The sequence below is a fragment of the Halobacillus sp. ABD4_316 genome, from assembly GCF_056161385.1.
In genome coordinates this window covers 174,705-188,673 of record NZ_JBSWZA010000004.1, presented here as the reverse complement: position 1 = coordinate 188,673, position 13,969 = coordinate 174,705, and the positions used below count along the sequence as shown (strand labels likewise).

General features: G+C 45.9%; 15 protein-coding genes. 6 read left to right on the top strand and 9 right to left on the bottom strand.

Annotated elements, in window-relative coordinates:
• Positions 1-7: 7 nt before the first annotated feature.
• Entirely contained in the window at positions 8-1,372 is a 1,365-nt protein-coding gene (gene mgtE, locus ACXAJH_RS16120) for a magnesium transporter (RefSeq protein WP_474967876.1), read from the bottom strand.
• A 284-nt stretch (positions 1,373-1,656) separates the two neighbouring features.
• Here mgtE and prpE point away from each other — a divergent pair, with 284 nt between their 5' ends.
• On the top strand, positions 1,657-2,391 hold the full coding sequence (gene prpE / locus ACXAJH_RS16115; RefSeq protein ID WP_474991355.1) for a bis(5'-nucleosyl)-tetraphosphatase PrpE: 735 nt from the start codon (positions 1,657-1,659) through the stop codon (positions 2,389-2,391).
• Positions 2,392-2,437: 46 nt separating this feature from the next.
• On the opposite strand, the gene ACXAJH_RS16110 is transcribed toward prpE, so the two are convergent.
• The 3 genes from ACXAJH_RS16110 to yjbM are packed head-to-tail and all read right to left on the bottom strand — an operon-like array spanning position 2,438 to position 4,768.
• Positions 2,438-3,343: an RluA family pseudouridine synthase gene (locus ACXAJH_RS16110; protein ID WP_474967874.1), complete on the bottom strand. Its 906-nt coding sequence runs from the start codon at positions 3,341-3,343 to the stop codon at positions 2,438-2,440.
• Positions 3,309-4,115, bottom strand: coding sequence for an NAD kinase (locus ACXAJH_RS16105; protein ID WP_027953547.1), 807 nt, complete (start codon positions 4,113-4,115; stop codon positions 3,309-3,311). Before ACXAJH_RS16105 ends, ACXAJH_RS16110 begins: the two co-directional genes overlap by 35 nt.
• Before the next feature lie 14 nt (positions 4,116-4,129).
• On the bottom strand, positions 4,130-4,768 hold the full coding sequence (gene yjbM, locus ACXAJH_RS16100; RefSeq protein WP_474967873.1) for a GTP diphosphokinase: 639 nt from the start codon (positions 4,766-4,768) through the stop codon (positions 4,130-4,132).
• 131 nt (positions 4,769-4,899) lie between these two features.
• Here yjbM and ACXAJH_RS16095 point away from each other — a divergent pair, with 131 nt between their 5' ends.
• From ACXAJH_RS16095 to ACXAJH_RS16080, 4 genes are all read left to right on the top strand, one after another.
• Positions 4,900-5,481, top strand: a complete 582-nt coding sequence (locus tag ACXAJH_RS16095; protein WP_474994542.1) for a CYTH domain-containing protein — start codon at positions 4,900-4,902, stop codon at positions 5,479-5,481.
• 55 nt (positions 5,482-5,536) lie between these two features.
• Complete coding sequence (locus ACXAJH_RS16090; RefSeq protein WP_474994540.1) at positions 5,537-5,929, top strand: globin domain-containing protein; 393 nt, start codon at positions 5,537-5,539, stop codon at positions 5,927-5,929.
• Positions 5,930-5,931: 2 nt separating this feature from the next.
• A complete protein-coding gene (locus ACXAJH_RS16085; RefSeq protein WP_474967871.1) occupies positions 5,932-6,819 on the top strand; it encodes a ClpXP adapter SpxH family protein in 888 nt (295 codons plus the stop codon).
• Positions 6,820-6,904: 85 nt separating this feature from the next.
• A complete protein-coding gene (locus ACXAJH_RS16080; RefSeq protein WP_474967870.1) occupies positions 6,905-7,081 on the top strand; it encodes a hypothetical protein in 177 nt (58 codons plus the stop codon).
• A 127-nt stretch (positions 7,082-7,208) separates the two neighbouring features.
• On the opposite strand, the gene pepF is transcribed toward ACXAJH_RS16080, so the two are convergent.
• From pepF to mecA, 3 genes are all read right to left on the bottom strand, one after another.
• The gene (pepF, locus tag ACXAJH_RS16075; RefSeq protein ID WP_474967869.1) at positions 7,209-9,017 is read right to left on the bottom strand and encodes an oligoendopeptidase F; all 1,809 of its coding nucleotides are present in this window, start codon (positions 9,015-9,017) and stop codon (positions 7,209-7,211) included.
• A 70-nt stretch (positions 9,018-9,087) separates the two neighbouring features.
• Positions 9,088-10,230, bottom strand: coding sequence for a competence protein CoiA (locus tag ACXAJH_RS16070; protein ID WP_474994538.1), 1,143 nt, complete (start codon positions 10,228-10,230; stop codon positions 9,088-9,090).
• Between the two features lie 90 nt (positions 10,231-10,320).
• Positions 10,321-11,013, bottom strand: a complete 693-nt coding sequence (mecA, locus tag ACXAJH_RS16065; protein ID WP_474967867.1) for an adaptor protein MecA — start codon at positions 11,011-11,013, stop codon at positions 10,321-10,323.
• A gap of 297 nt (positions 11,014-11,310) precedes the next feature.
• On the opposite strand from mecA, the gene ACXAJH_RS16060 reads away from it, so the two are divergent.
• Entirely contained in the window at positions 11,311-11,976 is a 666-nt protein-coding gene (locus tag ACXAJH_RS16060) for a TerC family protein (RefSeq protein ID WP_474967866.1), read from the top strand.
• A gap of 61 nt (positions 11,977-12,037) precedes the next feature.
• Here the strand turns inward: ACXAJH_RS16060 and spxA are convergent, their stop codons facing one another.
• Entirely contained in the window at positions 12,038-12,433 is a 396-nt protein-coding gene (gene spxA, locus ACXAJH_RS16055; RefSeq protein WP_027953538.1) for a transcriptional regulator SpxA, read from the bottom strand.
• A 284-nt stretch (positions 12,434-12,717) separates the two neighbouring features.
• Positions 12,718-13,311: a GNAT family N-acetyltransferase gene (locus tag ACXAJH_RS16050; protein WP_027953537.1), complete on the bottom strand. Its 594-nt coding sequence runs from the start codon at positions 13,309-13,311 to the stop codon at positions 12,718-12,720.
• Between the last annotated feature and the right edge of the window lie 658 nt (positions 13,312-13,969).

Below are 13,969 nucleotides of genomic sequence, written 5' to 3'. Positions count from 1 at the left end.
CCTTCCTTCATATCAAAAAATTCATAAAGGCTGTTGCCATACCGAAGTAAATCAGAATGGAAATCAAGTCATTCACTGTTGTGATGAATGGCCCTGAGGCAACAGCGGGGTCAATGTTCAAACGATGCATGATAAGGGGGACGAGAGATCCTGCGAGCGTTGCAACAATCAGCGTTAATAAAATGGACAAACCTACTAATAATCCTAAGAAAAAGTTTCCCTGCCATATATAAACGATAAGGGTAATCAGCACACCACAGGAAACTCCGGTGATCACACCAGTACCTGCTTCTCTCATCATCATTTTCCATTTTCCTTGTTTCTCTATTTCTCCTGTAGCAATTCCACGGACAGCAACAGCAAGCGCCTGAGTACCCGTGTTTCCACCCATTCCGGCAATCAGCGGAATAAAGATGGCAAGAATGGCTACTTTATCCAACGTTTCCTCAAACCGCCCGATCAGGCTGGCTGTTAAACTCCCTAAAAATAGCAGGATCACCAGCCAGGGAAGCCTCTTTTTCGCTGAGGCAAAAGCGTTATCATCCGGACTGTCCACATCAGAAATCGCAGCAAACTTCGAGTAATCATCGCTGGCCTCTTCTTCCATGACGTCCATAATATCATCCACAGTAATGATACCAAGCAGATGATCTTGAAAATCGACAACAGGAAGCGCGAGAAAGTCATAATCCCTGACCATCCGGGCGACCTCTTCCTGATCTTCCCCTACTGATACCGATACCACCCGTTCATTCATGACATCGGAAATCAGCCAGTCTTCTTCAGAAATAATCAAATCCCTCAACGAAATAACACCAACCAGCCTTTTATCTTCATCTATGACATACGTATAGTAAATCGTTTCGGCATCAGGGGCTTCTGTTCTCAAATGCACCATTGCTTCCTTGATCGTCATACCGGCCTTTACGACAACGAACTCTGTGGTCATGATGGACCCTGCGGTTTTCTCCTCATAATGGAGCAGGTCCTTGATTTCGTCCGCAGCTTCATCATCCATGATCGTCAGGAAGCTGGCTACTTTATCTTTATCTAATTCGTTGAATATATCAACAGCATCATCGGCAGACATTTCGGCAAACACCTGGGCGGCAAATCTTGGATCCATTTCTGAAAAGAAGGGTTCAATTTCCTCATAATCGATATGCTCCATCACATCTGCCACTTCTTCCGGTGACAAATAAGTATAGATCTGCATTCTTACATCCGCATCCAGATCCTCAAAAATCCGCGCCTGATCATAGGGATGCATCTCCAAAAATTCAGCACGAAACTGATCGATATGTTCATTGAACAGGGCATCTTTAATATTTGCCCAGACTTCTTTCCGCTCGTGGTCATCTAAGTGTTCCATAAGCAGCCCTCCCCCGTGTCTATTTCGTTTTTGACCGTTTAATCTTAATTGTGATTCATAGGTTTGTCAACGAATGTCACGCAACTTTTAAATTCAGCTTCCGTACCGTCTCCACGCCTATCCATAGTCTAACAGAAAGGCCCCTCCGGGATGGAATAACGGGCGGCCATGTTTATTATTCATCCCCGTGGGAAAAATATCATTCAGATTCCTTCATGCGCTGCAATTCCTGCCCTTTTAAAACACCTGCAGCCTCTCATTCCATTACCAAAAGGAGCGTCATTATGACCTATGATGTGATCGGAGATGTCCACGGCTGTCTCCCCGAGCTTGTTCAACTGTTCGAGAAGCTTGGTTACAATTGGAGCGACGGACTCCCCCTCCATCCGGATGGCCGTACACCGGTATTTGTCGGAGATATCACGGACAGAGGTCCGGACTCTCTCGGGTGCATCCGACTTGTTTACAGACTTGTCTATGAACAAAACGCCCTTTATGTCCCGGGAAATCACTGTAACAAATTGTACCGGTTCTTTCTCGGAAACCCGGTCCAGGAAAAACACGGACTGGAAACGACCGCGGCGGAATACAGAAACCTGCCCGGGAAGGAGCAGCAATTGGTGAAAAAGCAGTTTCTCCAGCTTTACGAAGAAGCCCCGCTGCACTTGATTCTGCAAGATACAGGAGCTGTCGTAGCTCATGCCGGTATTAAAGAGGAAGATATCGGAAAACGAAGCAGACGAATCGAAACGTTCATTTTATATGGAGATATCACCGGGGAAAAACTCCCCGACGGGCGCCCGGTGAGGAGAGACTGGGCTCAGGACTATAAAGGAAGCCGGTGGATTGTTTATGGGCACACACCTGTAAAAACGCCACGCTTTGTCAATAAGACCGTCAATATTGATACCGGATGTGTTTTTGGAGGAAAACTGACGGCTTTCAGGCTTCCGGAAGAAGAGGTGGTCAGCATCTCCTCCTCCATGCCTTATATAGAAGAGAAATTCCGATACGATTGATATCTACCCATCATAAGGTGAAAAAAAGCTTGAGAACCCTATGTCCTCAAGCGAAAAGATCCCACTCTTCAGGTGTTTCCGTTACGAATGTCATCCTTTTCTTACTCCAGGGATGACGGAAGTTCAATTGGTAACAGTGCAGCGCCTGTCCCGGGATCCACGGGCAGGCGTTTCCACCATAAAGGGTATCCCCCGCAAGCGGATAACCCAGATGTTCCAAGTGGACCCTGATTTGATGCGTCCGTCCCGTCATGAGCTGGAGGCGGAGCCATGTATATGCCCCGCTCCTTTTCTCCACTTCATAACGTGTCTCAGCCGGCCGTCCTTCCGACGATATCGTACGGCGGATAATCGATCCCTCTGCCCGTGCAATGGGCTGATTCACGATGCCTTGATCCGCTTGTAATCTTCCCTCCGCTACAGCTTTATACCGGCGGTCGATTTTCTTCATGCTCTGTGTCAGCAGGCGGTGGCTGTACGCGTGTTTAGCGACCAGCATCAATCCGCTCGTGTCCTTATCCAGTCGTGTGACGATGTGAACCGTGCATGGATCGTTTTCCTGAATGTATCGGAAAAGCAGAAAAGCCGCTACAGATGGTTCGTTTTTATCAAGAGCGGGGACCGAAAAAAGGCCGGCCGGTTTATTGATGACGAGTACATCCTCATCTTCATACACAATGGAAAGCGGACCTTCCATCGGCTGAATGGACCCGCGTTCTTCCTCTGGAAATTCCACTTCAAGAAGATCACCGCTCCTCAGCGGCTGCCACATGTCCATCCGTTCACCGTTGACAAAAACGCTGCCGCTGATCCGCACTTTTTTGATCAGCTGCCGGGAGAATTCCCCCGCCCCAAACAAGAAGTCCCGACTTGACCAACCGGAATAAGCGGCGGTGATGGTCCACCGCTTTATCACTTTAGACGGAGTATTCATCCGCCACGAAGGAGTCATGCACGCGTTTCCAGAATGGGAATGGACGGAAGCGGGCGAACCGTACTTTTTCTTCTGCCACCCGGCACTGGATCGACTTCACGTCTTTATACGTTCTTGAAATGTGATCGATGGTGAACAAGAAGCTGCGGTCGTGAAGCGGCTTGAACATACATGTATGATGGCTCGGCAGGATCAGGGGTGACCCGATCGTACGGAACACCCGGTTGTTGATGGAAGCCATTTCGGCAATCTGGAAGGCCTCCAGGGATGGATGAAGGATCGCTCCCCCAAGCGCCTTGTTGTAAGCTGTACTTCCTGAAGGTGTGGATACACATAAGCCGTCTCCCCGGAAGGTTTCGAAATGATCGCCCTTGATTTCAATATCCATTACGACAGAACCTTCGGATGTTTTGATCGTGCATTCATTCAACGCAAGGTAACGGTCTTCTTCACTGCCATCTTTCGGGCGGATCGTCACCTCAAGGAGTGGATACTCCACCACTTGAAACGGCGTTTTCGCTATTTCAATGATCAGTTTTTCAAGTTCTTCCGGCATCCAGTCTGCATAGAAACCAAGATGCCCGGTATGAATACCGATAAATGCGGTTTTATCCAAACGATGGACATACGTATGGAAAGCTTCCAGAAGGGTTCCGTCCCCGCCTACGGATATGGCCAGTTCAGGCTCATCCTCATCATATTCCAGCTGGAATTCGGTTAAGTAATTCTTAATTTTTGAACGGATTTCGTTGGATTTCTGATCTCCCTTAGATAAGATCGAAAACTTCATTGTCGGCCACTCCTCTACATTTTTTTCGGGTTTTTCTTCTGTTCTTCTTTTCTTAAGAAAGCACGCTGGGCTTCCTGCACCTCATTTTTTATCTTGGACATTTCTTCATCTAATTGAAAGGCGGCCTCGCCTGCGCGCTTCAGACGGGATTTGATCTCTGCAGGTATCTTACCCGAATATTTGTAGTTTAACGAATGTTCATTGGTCGCCCAGAAGTTCATCGCCAGGGTCCGGATCTGAACTTCAGCGAGCAGCCGCTTTTCCCCGTGAATGGTTTCAACAGGGTACTCGATAATCACGTGGAAGGAACGGTATCCGCTGTCTTTTTTTCTGGACACATAGTCCTTTTCCTCCACAACCTTTAAGTCATGCCTGTTTCGCAGCATATTCACAACAGCGTAAATATCGTCCACAAACTGACAGACGACGCGCACACCAGCAATGTCCTGAATTTCCTCTTCAATGTTTTCAGGATTGATTCCTTTTCGTCTCGCTTTTTCTAATATACTTGTTTTCGGCTTAACGCGTCCGGTTACAAACTCTATAGGAGACTGTTCCTCCTCATATTCAAACTGCCGCCTCATGCCTTTCAGCTTTATTTTCAGCTCCTCAACTACCTGAGCATATGGAGCTATAAATATATCCCAATTCATTAAGCGTCCACCTTTATGTAACCAATCTTTATAGTAATTATGTGCGTTTTATCTTTCATTCATTGTATCATAAAGTCAGCCTGCTGAAGAAGCAGAGTGACCAAAGGAACTACAATACAGGAGGGGTTCTCATGACCCAGGAAATCGAAATTGAATTCAAAAACCTGCTGAAGGAAGAAGAATACAACAGGGTTTATCATTTTTTACCATTCAAATCAGTTGAACTTATCGAACAAACCAATTATTATTTTGAAACAGAAGATCTAAAACTGAAACAGCACGGAGCGGCTTTGAGAATCCGTAAAAAATCCGATCAGTGGACACTGACCTTGAAGCAGCCGCACCCGGAAGGTCTGCTTGAAACACATGATTCCCTCACAGAGGAAGAAGCCAATTTATGGATACAGAACAAACGAGTGGAAAAAAACCGGGTGTTCAAACAGCTGCGTGATCTCGGCATTGATCCGGATCACCTGCACTACTTAGGTTCGCTGACAACAAGGCGGAAAGAATTGGAGTATAATGGGGCCCTTGTTGTCCTTGACCACAGCCTCTATTATGACCAGGAGGATTACGAACTTGAGGTGGAAGCAGAGAGCAGAACGTCGGGAAAAGCCGTAATCAAGGAAATTCTTGAGTCCTGCAATATTCCTGAGCGCGAAACAGATAATAAGATCAAACGTTTCTATAACGCCAAGCTCAAATCAGAATAGTTGCTGTCAGACACCCCTCATTGCTAAAATGTTGAACAGACAAGGATGGGATGCTATGCAGCGAAATCAATCGTTTTACGATGCCGTCGGAAAAGAAAAGATCGACGAACTGGTGAAAGCCTTCTACAAGAGAGTCCAGCAGCATCCGGATTTGATTCCGATATTTCCGGATGATTTTACAGAAACCATCCGGAAACAGAAACAATTTTTAACACAGTTTTTCGGAGGCCCTCCTCTCTATGTGGAAGAGCACGGCCATCCGATGCTGCGGGCCAGGCACCTTCCTTTTGAAATCACTCCTGCCCGGAGAGATGCCTGGTTGTCCTGCATGTCCGGAGCTATGACAGAAGTGGATCTGGAGGAGCCTTACCGCTCTGCCATGTTCGACCGGCTCGTGAAAACGGCCAACCATATGATGAATACACCTGAGGATGAGAAAGGAGAATAGTTGTGGGTTGGAAAAGTTTAAATCGTGATCAACAGACAAACGGAACATCAAGCGGCTTTTTTAATTTATTGAAACGCCCTATAGAGATATACGTCTTCATCGACCCGCTTTGTCCAGAATGCTGGTCACTTGAACCCTTTCTTAAAAAGCTCACGATCGAATATGGACGCTTCTTTACCATCCGCCCGGTCATTAGCGGAAATCTTACTTCCTTACAGGAGAGTTACGGCAGAAAAGCCGAAAACCTGAAAAAAGAATGGGACCACACCGGTTCCAGAACAGGCATGTGCTGTGATGGGGATGTATGGCTTGAAAATCCTGTCGCCTCCCCGCTTGCGACTTCCCTGGCTGTTAAAGCCGCCGAACTGCAGGGTAAAAAAGCAGGCATGCGCTTCCTTCGTAAAATCCAGGAGTACGTGTTTCTGGAAAAGAAGGACATTTCCAATGAAGAAGTTCTTATTGAATGCGCAGAAAACAGCCGTCTGGATGTTGCTGAGTTCAAACGGGATCTTCATTCTGATGCAGCCCGCCGAGCTCTTCAATGCGACATGAAGCTTGCTGGTGAGATGGAAGTGGATTCTACTCCGACCATCGTCATTTTCAATGAATCAGAAGAAGACGCCGGATTAAAAGTGACCGGCCTGTATTCGTACGATGTTTATGTGAAAGTGTTGAAAGAAATGCTGCAGAAGGATCCTAAGCCGGGGGTCAAACCCGATTTAGAGGATTTCTTACAGCACTATCGCTTTGTAGCCAATAAGGAAATTGCCGTCGTTTATGACTGGACGGAACAAGAAGCTAAACACGAAATGAAGAAGCTCGTCCTAAAACAGAAAGTACGCGAAGTCCCTGTGAAGCACGGGGCTTTCTGGAAATATATCGGTTCATAAAAAAGCTCCCTCTCCGGGAGCTTTTTTATGGCCGGATCATGACGAATCCCCCTTGATCATACATTTTTATAAAGGAGGACTGGTCATGAAAATATGGTTGACGCTGGCTGCACTGGCTGTTCTGTTCATGCTTTTACTTTTTCACTTGTTTGCTCTGATGCATCTCTATCCTCTCTACATCACTTCCCCTCTCTTGTTTACAGCCATTTTCCTCATTGTATCGGCGGCCTCCTACAAAAAAACATTCAAAGGCTTTCATTAACCCTTTTCTGTCCTTCTCACCCATACGGCCGGCTGTGGATAGGAGTGTTTTCCTTTCCGCAGGGCAGGAACGCTTGGGAACAAAAAAGCTTGTAGAAAAAAACAACGCTTCTCTACAAGCTTTTTTATTATTTTTTGAGGAGCTGCTCCATTTCATTGAGTTTTTCCTCAAAGACATCCAGGGCGGACGAAATCGGATCTTTTGATGTCATATCAACACCGGCCTGCTTCAGCACTTCAATCGGATAATCACTGCTTCCGGCCTTCAGGAAATTCTTATAACGTTCGACAGCAGGGCTGCCTTCTTCAAGAATCTGTCCAGCCAGAGCTTGCGCGGCTGCATAGCCCGTCGCATATTGATAAACGTAATAGCCCATATAGAAGTGAGGGATTCTCGCCCACTCCAGGCCGATCTTTTCGTCGATAACGATGTTTTCCCCGAAGTATTTTTTGTTAAGATCATAGTAGATGTCGGTCAGTTTCTCAGCGGTCAGCGCTTCCCCGTTCTGAGCCTGCATATGAATCGTGTGCTCAAATTCCGCAAACATCGTCTGACGGAAAACTGTGCCTCGGAAACCTTCCAGGAAATTGTTCAGCAGATACAGCTTTTCTTTATCACTGTTCGTATTTTTGGTCATGTACTCATTCAGAAGAGCCTCATTACACGTGGACGCAACTTCAGCCACGAAAATGGAATAATTTCCATACCGATACGGCTGATTCTCGTGCGTATAGTAGCTGTGCAGGGAATGTCCGAGCTCATGGGCAAGTGTAAACAAATTGTTTACATTATCCTGCCAGTTCATTAAAATATACGGATTTGTTCCGTAATGGCCGGAAGAGTAAGCCCCACTGCGCTTGCCTTTGTTTTCGACGACATCGATCCAGCGGTTTTCAAACCCTTCCTTCACAGTGTTCACGTATTCCTCTCCAAGAGGCTCCAGACCTTTCAGCACAAGATCTTTGGCTTCCTCATATGGAATATCCATCTCCGCTTCTTTGACCAGCGGCGTGTAGAGATCGTACATATGGACTTCATCAAGATTCAATACTTCTTTTCTCAGTTCGACATAACGGTGAAGCAGTGGAAGACGTTCCGTGACTGCTTCAATCAAGTTATCGTACACGGATTCCGGAATATTATTGTTATCCAGCTTCGCCTGTCTTGCACGGTCGTATTTCCTGACCTGGGCATTGAAATTGTTCTTTTTCACATGCCCGCTGAGCGTGGAGGCGAATGTATTTTTAAATGCACCGAACGTATCATACATCGCATCAAAGGCCGATTTCCGCACATCCCTGTCATCCGATTTCAGGAAGTTGATATAACGGCCGTGGGTGAGATCCACCTCTTCCCCTTGTTCATTCTTTATGGATGGGAAGGTAAGATCCGCATTATTCAGCGCCCCGAAGGTTTGGGATGGGCTTGCTCCAATTTCAGAAAAACCGGCAAGAAGTTTTTCTTCCTTCTCACTTAAAACGTGGGCACGCTGACGGGTAATCTCATCCAAAGTATGCTCATACAGCTTGAGAGGCTCGTGCTCATTCAGAAAGGACTGCACCTTTCCTTCGGGCAGGGCTAGAATCTCCGGCACGATAAAACTCATTGCGGAAGCGATTTTCGTGTAGAGGTTTTCCGCTTTTGCATTCATTTCCTGATAATAGGCGTTCGTGGTATCCTGATCGTTGCGCATATGGGCATACGTGAATAACAGCCCGATTTTATTGGATATTTTATCCTGGAAAGATAAAAGCTCATATAATTGTTCAGCAGATTCACCAATACGGCCCTGATATTTCTCCATTTCAGGAAGCATGGCTTTCGTTTCTTCAAGGTCTTTATACCAGTCTTCATCTGCAGCATACATGGCTTCAAGGTTCCATGTTTTTTCTACAGGGACTTCTTCTCGTTTTGGCAGTTGCTTAGTAGATGACATCTGCATCCTCCTTTATTTCATTCCTCATCCTTATTCACTTCTCGATAAAAGAAAAAATACCTCCCCGCTGCTACATGATCTTTAAATTTTTCAACCTGGCCAGCGTGGTCCGGTCATCCAGAAAGGCTTCCTCCATAGTGGCCGGGAAAGCAACCTCCCTGGTTTTCACCCACTTATTGTTCCCTGTTTTTTTCAGGATATTTAAGAGGCTGAGCAGCTCTGCATACTCCGCTGCAGGATCAGGCCTGTATTGATTAATCGTAACCGGAACTTCCATTTTCGGAAAATCCACCACCGAACCGACGGGCACTGGAGTAAAATGGTCTAATAAAAGCCTTGTCTGCCATATGTAAGGCTTTACACTCAGCTGCATCTGACTGGCTACGGGAAGGTAACAAACGCTTGGAATGAGGGAAAAGTGATACCCCTTCAAGTATAAATACTGCCGGAACTGCTTCTCCTTACTTCCCGGCTCCCGGCGGTATGTCGACCGGTTGTTGTGCCAGGATTTTTTCCAGTGATGGAATATCGAAGGAAGTACGGCTTTCCGGCCGGGGGAGAACATTTGAGGAAACGTGCTTTGCGGTAAGGAAAAGGAGTGAAACGAACCGGTCACAGAGGCTGGGGACAACCAGCGGAGACCAGACGCTGTCGTCATCGTCTTTTCGCGTGGGTGAAAGAAGAAGAGTTGATAACAAGCAGACCATTGATATAAGAAGGATTGCAGAAAGGTATTAAATTGGAGCATGTGAGGGCCTTTCTTTTTCCAGTGTTTCGGTCCAAGGATCCATAAAGGGAAAACCCCATGGTCCACGTACCTCTTTGTACGCTTCCATATGTCTGTAACCGGTATCGTAGAGCACTGATACTCTACGGCGACCTGCCGATTTGAACCGGAAATGTAGACATCTGGCTGTTGTTGAATACCGGGAAGGTAACGTTCCAGTTCTACCTGATACCCCTGGGCTCTCAGCCATTGGTATATCAGCCACTTTCCATCTTCATGCTCCTCTGATTCCCCGCCTTTGATCGAGGAACAGCGGCTGTCTGGGAGATGAGCAAAGTGTGGTATCACTTTGGGTCCCGATCGGATCCGGACAGGCTCCCGGCAGGTTGGGCAATAATAAGCGCGCTCTTTCAATCGGGAAATATCGGAGAAGGATTTTTGATAAATGGACTGAAGCTGCTCTTGATCATTAAGAGCATACAGCATAAAGCATCACCTCTCCCCAATATTCGACATCGTGTCATTTTCTCCTGCCTGCAAAAAAAATAAGCACACGATGGTGTGTGCTTGTTTATATTAATCAAGTGGAAAGTATTGTCTGATCTGCTGCAGGGCCTGCTCTTCAAAAATGACTTTCCCATACTCCTCAAGACGATGGACGGTCAAGGATGACTCGTGAGCATATTCCATCAGCTGGCTCAGCGTATTTTCCTGTTCGTCATCATTCATACGTTCATCATCGAACTGAATATACAAGTAGTAACGGTCTTCGAAGTGGAATAAGCGCTGTTCCATTGATTCAGGAATAGATAGATAATGGCTGAGCTGGATAATATCTTCGAACTCATTGAATTTCAAGGTGAAAGTCAAGGAACCTTCCGACTCTTCTTCTCCATCTTCCTCAGACTGCTTATAATCTCCGGATGACTGGTATTTATCATCCAGCAGGGATTCAAGTTTTTCATCCAGCGGAACATCGACACCCTTACCTTCATCATTCGGCAGTTCAAGCTTTTGACCATCCTGGGATACTTGAGCTTTTGTAACGATCACTTCCAGACCTTTGTCCATAGCCTGGACTTGGATCCAAAGCGGTCCGTCCGACTGGAAATTTTCCTTATCGTTCACTTCATCCATCATTTCCCAGAAAAGCTGTTCACTTCTTTCACGGTTATACCAAATTTCTTCTCGATCAAAACCTCTTTGTTCTACATCCTGATATGTTACGTAAAATTTTACGGTATTCTCATTAATGCGTTCGATTTCCATACGTTTCTCTCCCTTCTAAACATGTTTTAAGGGGGAAGGGAATGCTCACCCTTTGTGCTTCTTCCTAGACCCTTACCCTTCAGGCCTGAACTTCAACCGTGATAATGTGCCATGTAAGGGTTGATGTGATTCTATTGTATGACAGCTGAAGCAAAATGAAAAACAAATTGCTCGAATTCAGCATAGAGCTGTCCGCGTTCTGAATAGATTAGAACAGAGCCTGTAGTGAAGCGGGTTGATTTTTCATTTTAGCTTATTACCATTAGTTTGTCACTACGTAGCAGGAGGATTTTTTTCATGAACTGGGACCTACTTGAACCACTCTTCATCATTATCAGCATCGACATTATTCTCGGCGGTGATAATGCGGTTGTCATCGCTCTGGCCAGCCGGAACCTGCCTCCGGAACAAAGGAATAAAGCAATCTTATTCGGAACAGGGCTTGCTATTGCGGCAAGAGTCCTGTTAACGGTGGTTGCTCTTTATCTTCTCCAAATTCCCTTTCTTCAATTAATCGGAGGGCTGCTTCTTTTTTACATTGCCTTCAAACTGCTGACGGATACCGAGGAAACCGACCACATCAAGGCGGGTGACAGTCTTGCCGCGGCGGTAAAAACGATTGTGTTTGCTGATATCGTCATGGGCTTCGATAATGTCCTGGCCATTGCAGGCGCTTCCCACAATAATATTCTGCTGGTTATCATCGGGCTGCTCGTTTCCGTTCCTATCATTGTATGGGGAAGCCGGATCATTCTTCATATGATGGACAAGTTTCCCCTGCTCATTTATTTCGGGGCCGGAATTTTAGCTTATACAGCTGCAGAAATGGTAAAAGAGGATCGATACATGATGCAGTATATGGAAGATTTCCCATACATCCATCAATGGTTTGCTGTAATTATGGTCATTATCATTATTACTTTAGGGTATTGGATAAATAAACGAAAAGGAACGGCGATTTGACAATATTCAAGCCTAAAATAAAAACTGCGGCAGCCTGGGCTGTCGCAGTTTTTATTTTGTATTAATTAACGAGACGTTGAGCTTCTTTCAACTGGAATGTACGCACACTGCGCGGAAGGAAACGACGGATTTCGTCCTCGTTATAACCAACCTGGAGGCGTTTATCATCAATGATGATCGGGCGGCGCAGCAATCCCGGGTTTTCCTGGATCAGATCAAACAGATCCTGCATTGGAAGCTGATCGAAATCAACTTTCAACTTCTGGAAAACTTTAGAGCGCGTAGAGATGATTTCTTCCGTTCCATCCTCAGTCATACGAAGGATTTCCTTGATTTCATCAAGTGTAAGCGGCTCAGAAAAGATATTTCGTTCCGTATAAGGGATGTTATGCTCTTCCAACCAAGCCTTCGCCTTTCGACATGATGTACAACTTGGTGAGGTATAAAGTGTAACCATACAGAAACTTCACTCCTCAAATATTTTATGGTAGAGATTCAATTGCTTCTTTTTTTATAATCAGTACAATCTGTACTATGGTTCTACTATAACACAGTTGTCAAGTTTTTTCTATATCTATACGAACATATGTTATGAAAAGCAATCAATTTCTGGTTCTTATACCCTTATACCACTTACATATAGAAGTTAAACACCATTTCTGCATTTTTTCTTTCCAACTCATTTATCAACTACTGCACAGTCATTGAAAATACCCGCCGGAACAGCAGCGGGTATTTTTCTTATGTCTGACGGGTTTTCCCGAGTTCGTCCAGAATATCCTCGGTGTCCCTTTTCTCGTCGTGGGTCAGCACTTCCTCTACCGGCTGATACGACTTTCCATAAAACTGTTCATCCTTATACGTATGGATTTCTGTGTACATTTTCTTCATCTGCTCGAAAATCTGCTCTTCCGATGCATCATCCGGTGACCAGTATAAAATTTCCATACTGTTCATTTCATTCGTTACGACAGAGCGGCGGGTATATCCAATGGATTGGGCATGTGTGAAACCTTCCCTTTGATAAAAGCGGAGACGCGCCTCCGTATCAGAGTCTTCATAATCCACAGGTTCTACTTCAAGGATGATGGGTTTGCCCTTGGCCTTCATTTTTTCAATGAGCTTATGACCGAGTCCCTGTCCCCGCGCTGCGGTGGAAACGTATACATAATCGATGAAAAGAAAGCTGTCGAATTCAGCATACATCAGAACGTGGTATTCCCCCTCATCTTTGTAGTAGACATCGCTTTTTTCCTTTAATAAAGCTTCCATGTGTTCTTTTGACTTCATTTCCTCAACTGGGAAATATTCGTTCAGCTTTTCATACCAATTCATTGATCTGCTCCCTTATGATTAGTCCCTTTCATTATAGCGAAAATTCCTATCCTTGTTAAATGCACCGCTGTACAACCCTTGCCAGCACTTAGGCTTTACTTTCATTACTTACGTTATTCCCGGCGTTCACGGCCATTAACCTCAAAAATACAGGCCGCCTTCTCATGTTTGAATAAAAAAGCCTATGTTAACCAGTTAGAGTTGCCCATTTGTCGTGTGAAAGGTCACTTTCCGCTTATCGGTGGATGAATGCCGCGGGCACGCCCTCAGCTAACTTGGTCAGGAAGATCGCCTGCCCAAGTGGATCTTCGGCCTGTGCTGTTCCCGCAGGCATCACCACCGAACGCTCCACGTGTCGACGTTAGAATATAGAGGTGAGAGACTGCGCCCTATGCAGGTTTGCAGATTCCAAAGAACAGCATGAGCTGCGCTATGGCCGCCTGCGTGGAAAAGAAGGGAAAGAACAAGCGCTGATGACGGGTGTCTGCCGGAATATGAAAAAGATTGTTCTCCATCCAGCAAGGGTGAGCGGGGTGAAGGAGAGTTTTTGTCGATGTTAAAGAACCCCCAAGGAGCGGTGCCCCTTCCACTCCTGCGGATGAACGAGTGGGCCGAGATCGCCGAGCGTGGGTGTTGCGAGGAAGCTCGGGCGCTCGTC

Excerpts from the sequence above, each read along its gene's own strand:
- mgtE (WP_474967876.1), bottom strand. The coding sequence starts at position 1,372 with ATGGAACACTTAGATGACCACGAGCGGAAAGAAGTCTGGGCAAATATT.
- prpE (WP_474991355.1), top strand. The coding sequence starts at position 1,657 with ATGACCTATGATGTGATCGGAGATGTCCACGGCTGTCTCCCCGAGCTT.
- ACXAJH_RS16110 (WP_474967874.1), bottom strand. The coding sequence starts at position 3,343 with ATGACTCCTTCGTGGCGGATGAATACTCCGTCTAAAGTGATAAAGCGG.
- ACXAJH_RS16105 (WP_027953547.1), bottom strand. The coding sequence starts at position 4,115 with ATGAAGTTTTCGATCTTATCTAAGGGAGATCAGAAATCCAACGAAATC.
- yjbM (WP_474967873.1), bottom strand. The coding sequence starts at position 4,768 with ATGAATTGGGATATATTTATAGCTCCATATGCTCAGGTAGTTGAGGAG.
- ACXAJH_RS16095 (WP_474994542.1), top strand. The coding sequence starts at position 4,900 with ATGACCCAGGAAATCGAAATTGAATTCAAAAACCTGCTGAAGGAAGAA.
- ACXAJH_RS16090 (WP_474994540.1), top strand. The coding sequence starts at position 5,537 with ATGCAGCGAAATCAATCGTTTTACGATGCCGTCGGAAAAGAAAAGATC.
- ACXAJH_RS16080 (WP_474967870.1), top strand. The coding sequence starts at position 6,905 with ATGAAAATATGGTTGACGCTGGCTGCACTGGCTGTTCTGTTCATGCTT.
- pepF (WP_474967869.1), bottom strand. The coding sequence starts at position 9,017 with ATGTCATCTACTAAGCAACTGCCAAAACGAGAAGAAGTCCCTGTAGAA.
- ACXAJH_RS16070 (WP_474994538.1), bottom strand. The coding sequence starts at position 10,230 with ATGCTGTATGCTCTTAATGATCAAGAGCAGCTTCAGTCCATTTATCAA.
- mecA (WP_474967867.1), bottom strand. The coding sequence starts at position 11,013 with ATGGAAATCGAACGCATTAATGAGAATACCGTAAAATTTTACGTAACA.
- ACXAJH_RS16060 (WP_474967866.1), top strand. The coding sequence starts at position 11,311 with ATGAACTGGGACCTACTTGAACCACTCTTCATCATTATCAGCATCGAC.
- spxA (WP_027953538.1), bottom strand. The coding sequence starts at position 12,433 with ATGGTTACACTTTATACCTCACCAAGTTGTACATCATGTCGAAAGGCG.
- ACXAJH_RS16050 (WP_027953537.1), bottom strand. The coding sequence starts at position 13,311 with ATGAATTGGTATGAAAAGCTGAACGAATATTTCCCAGTTGAGGAAATG.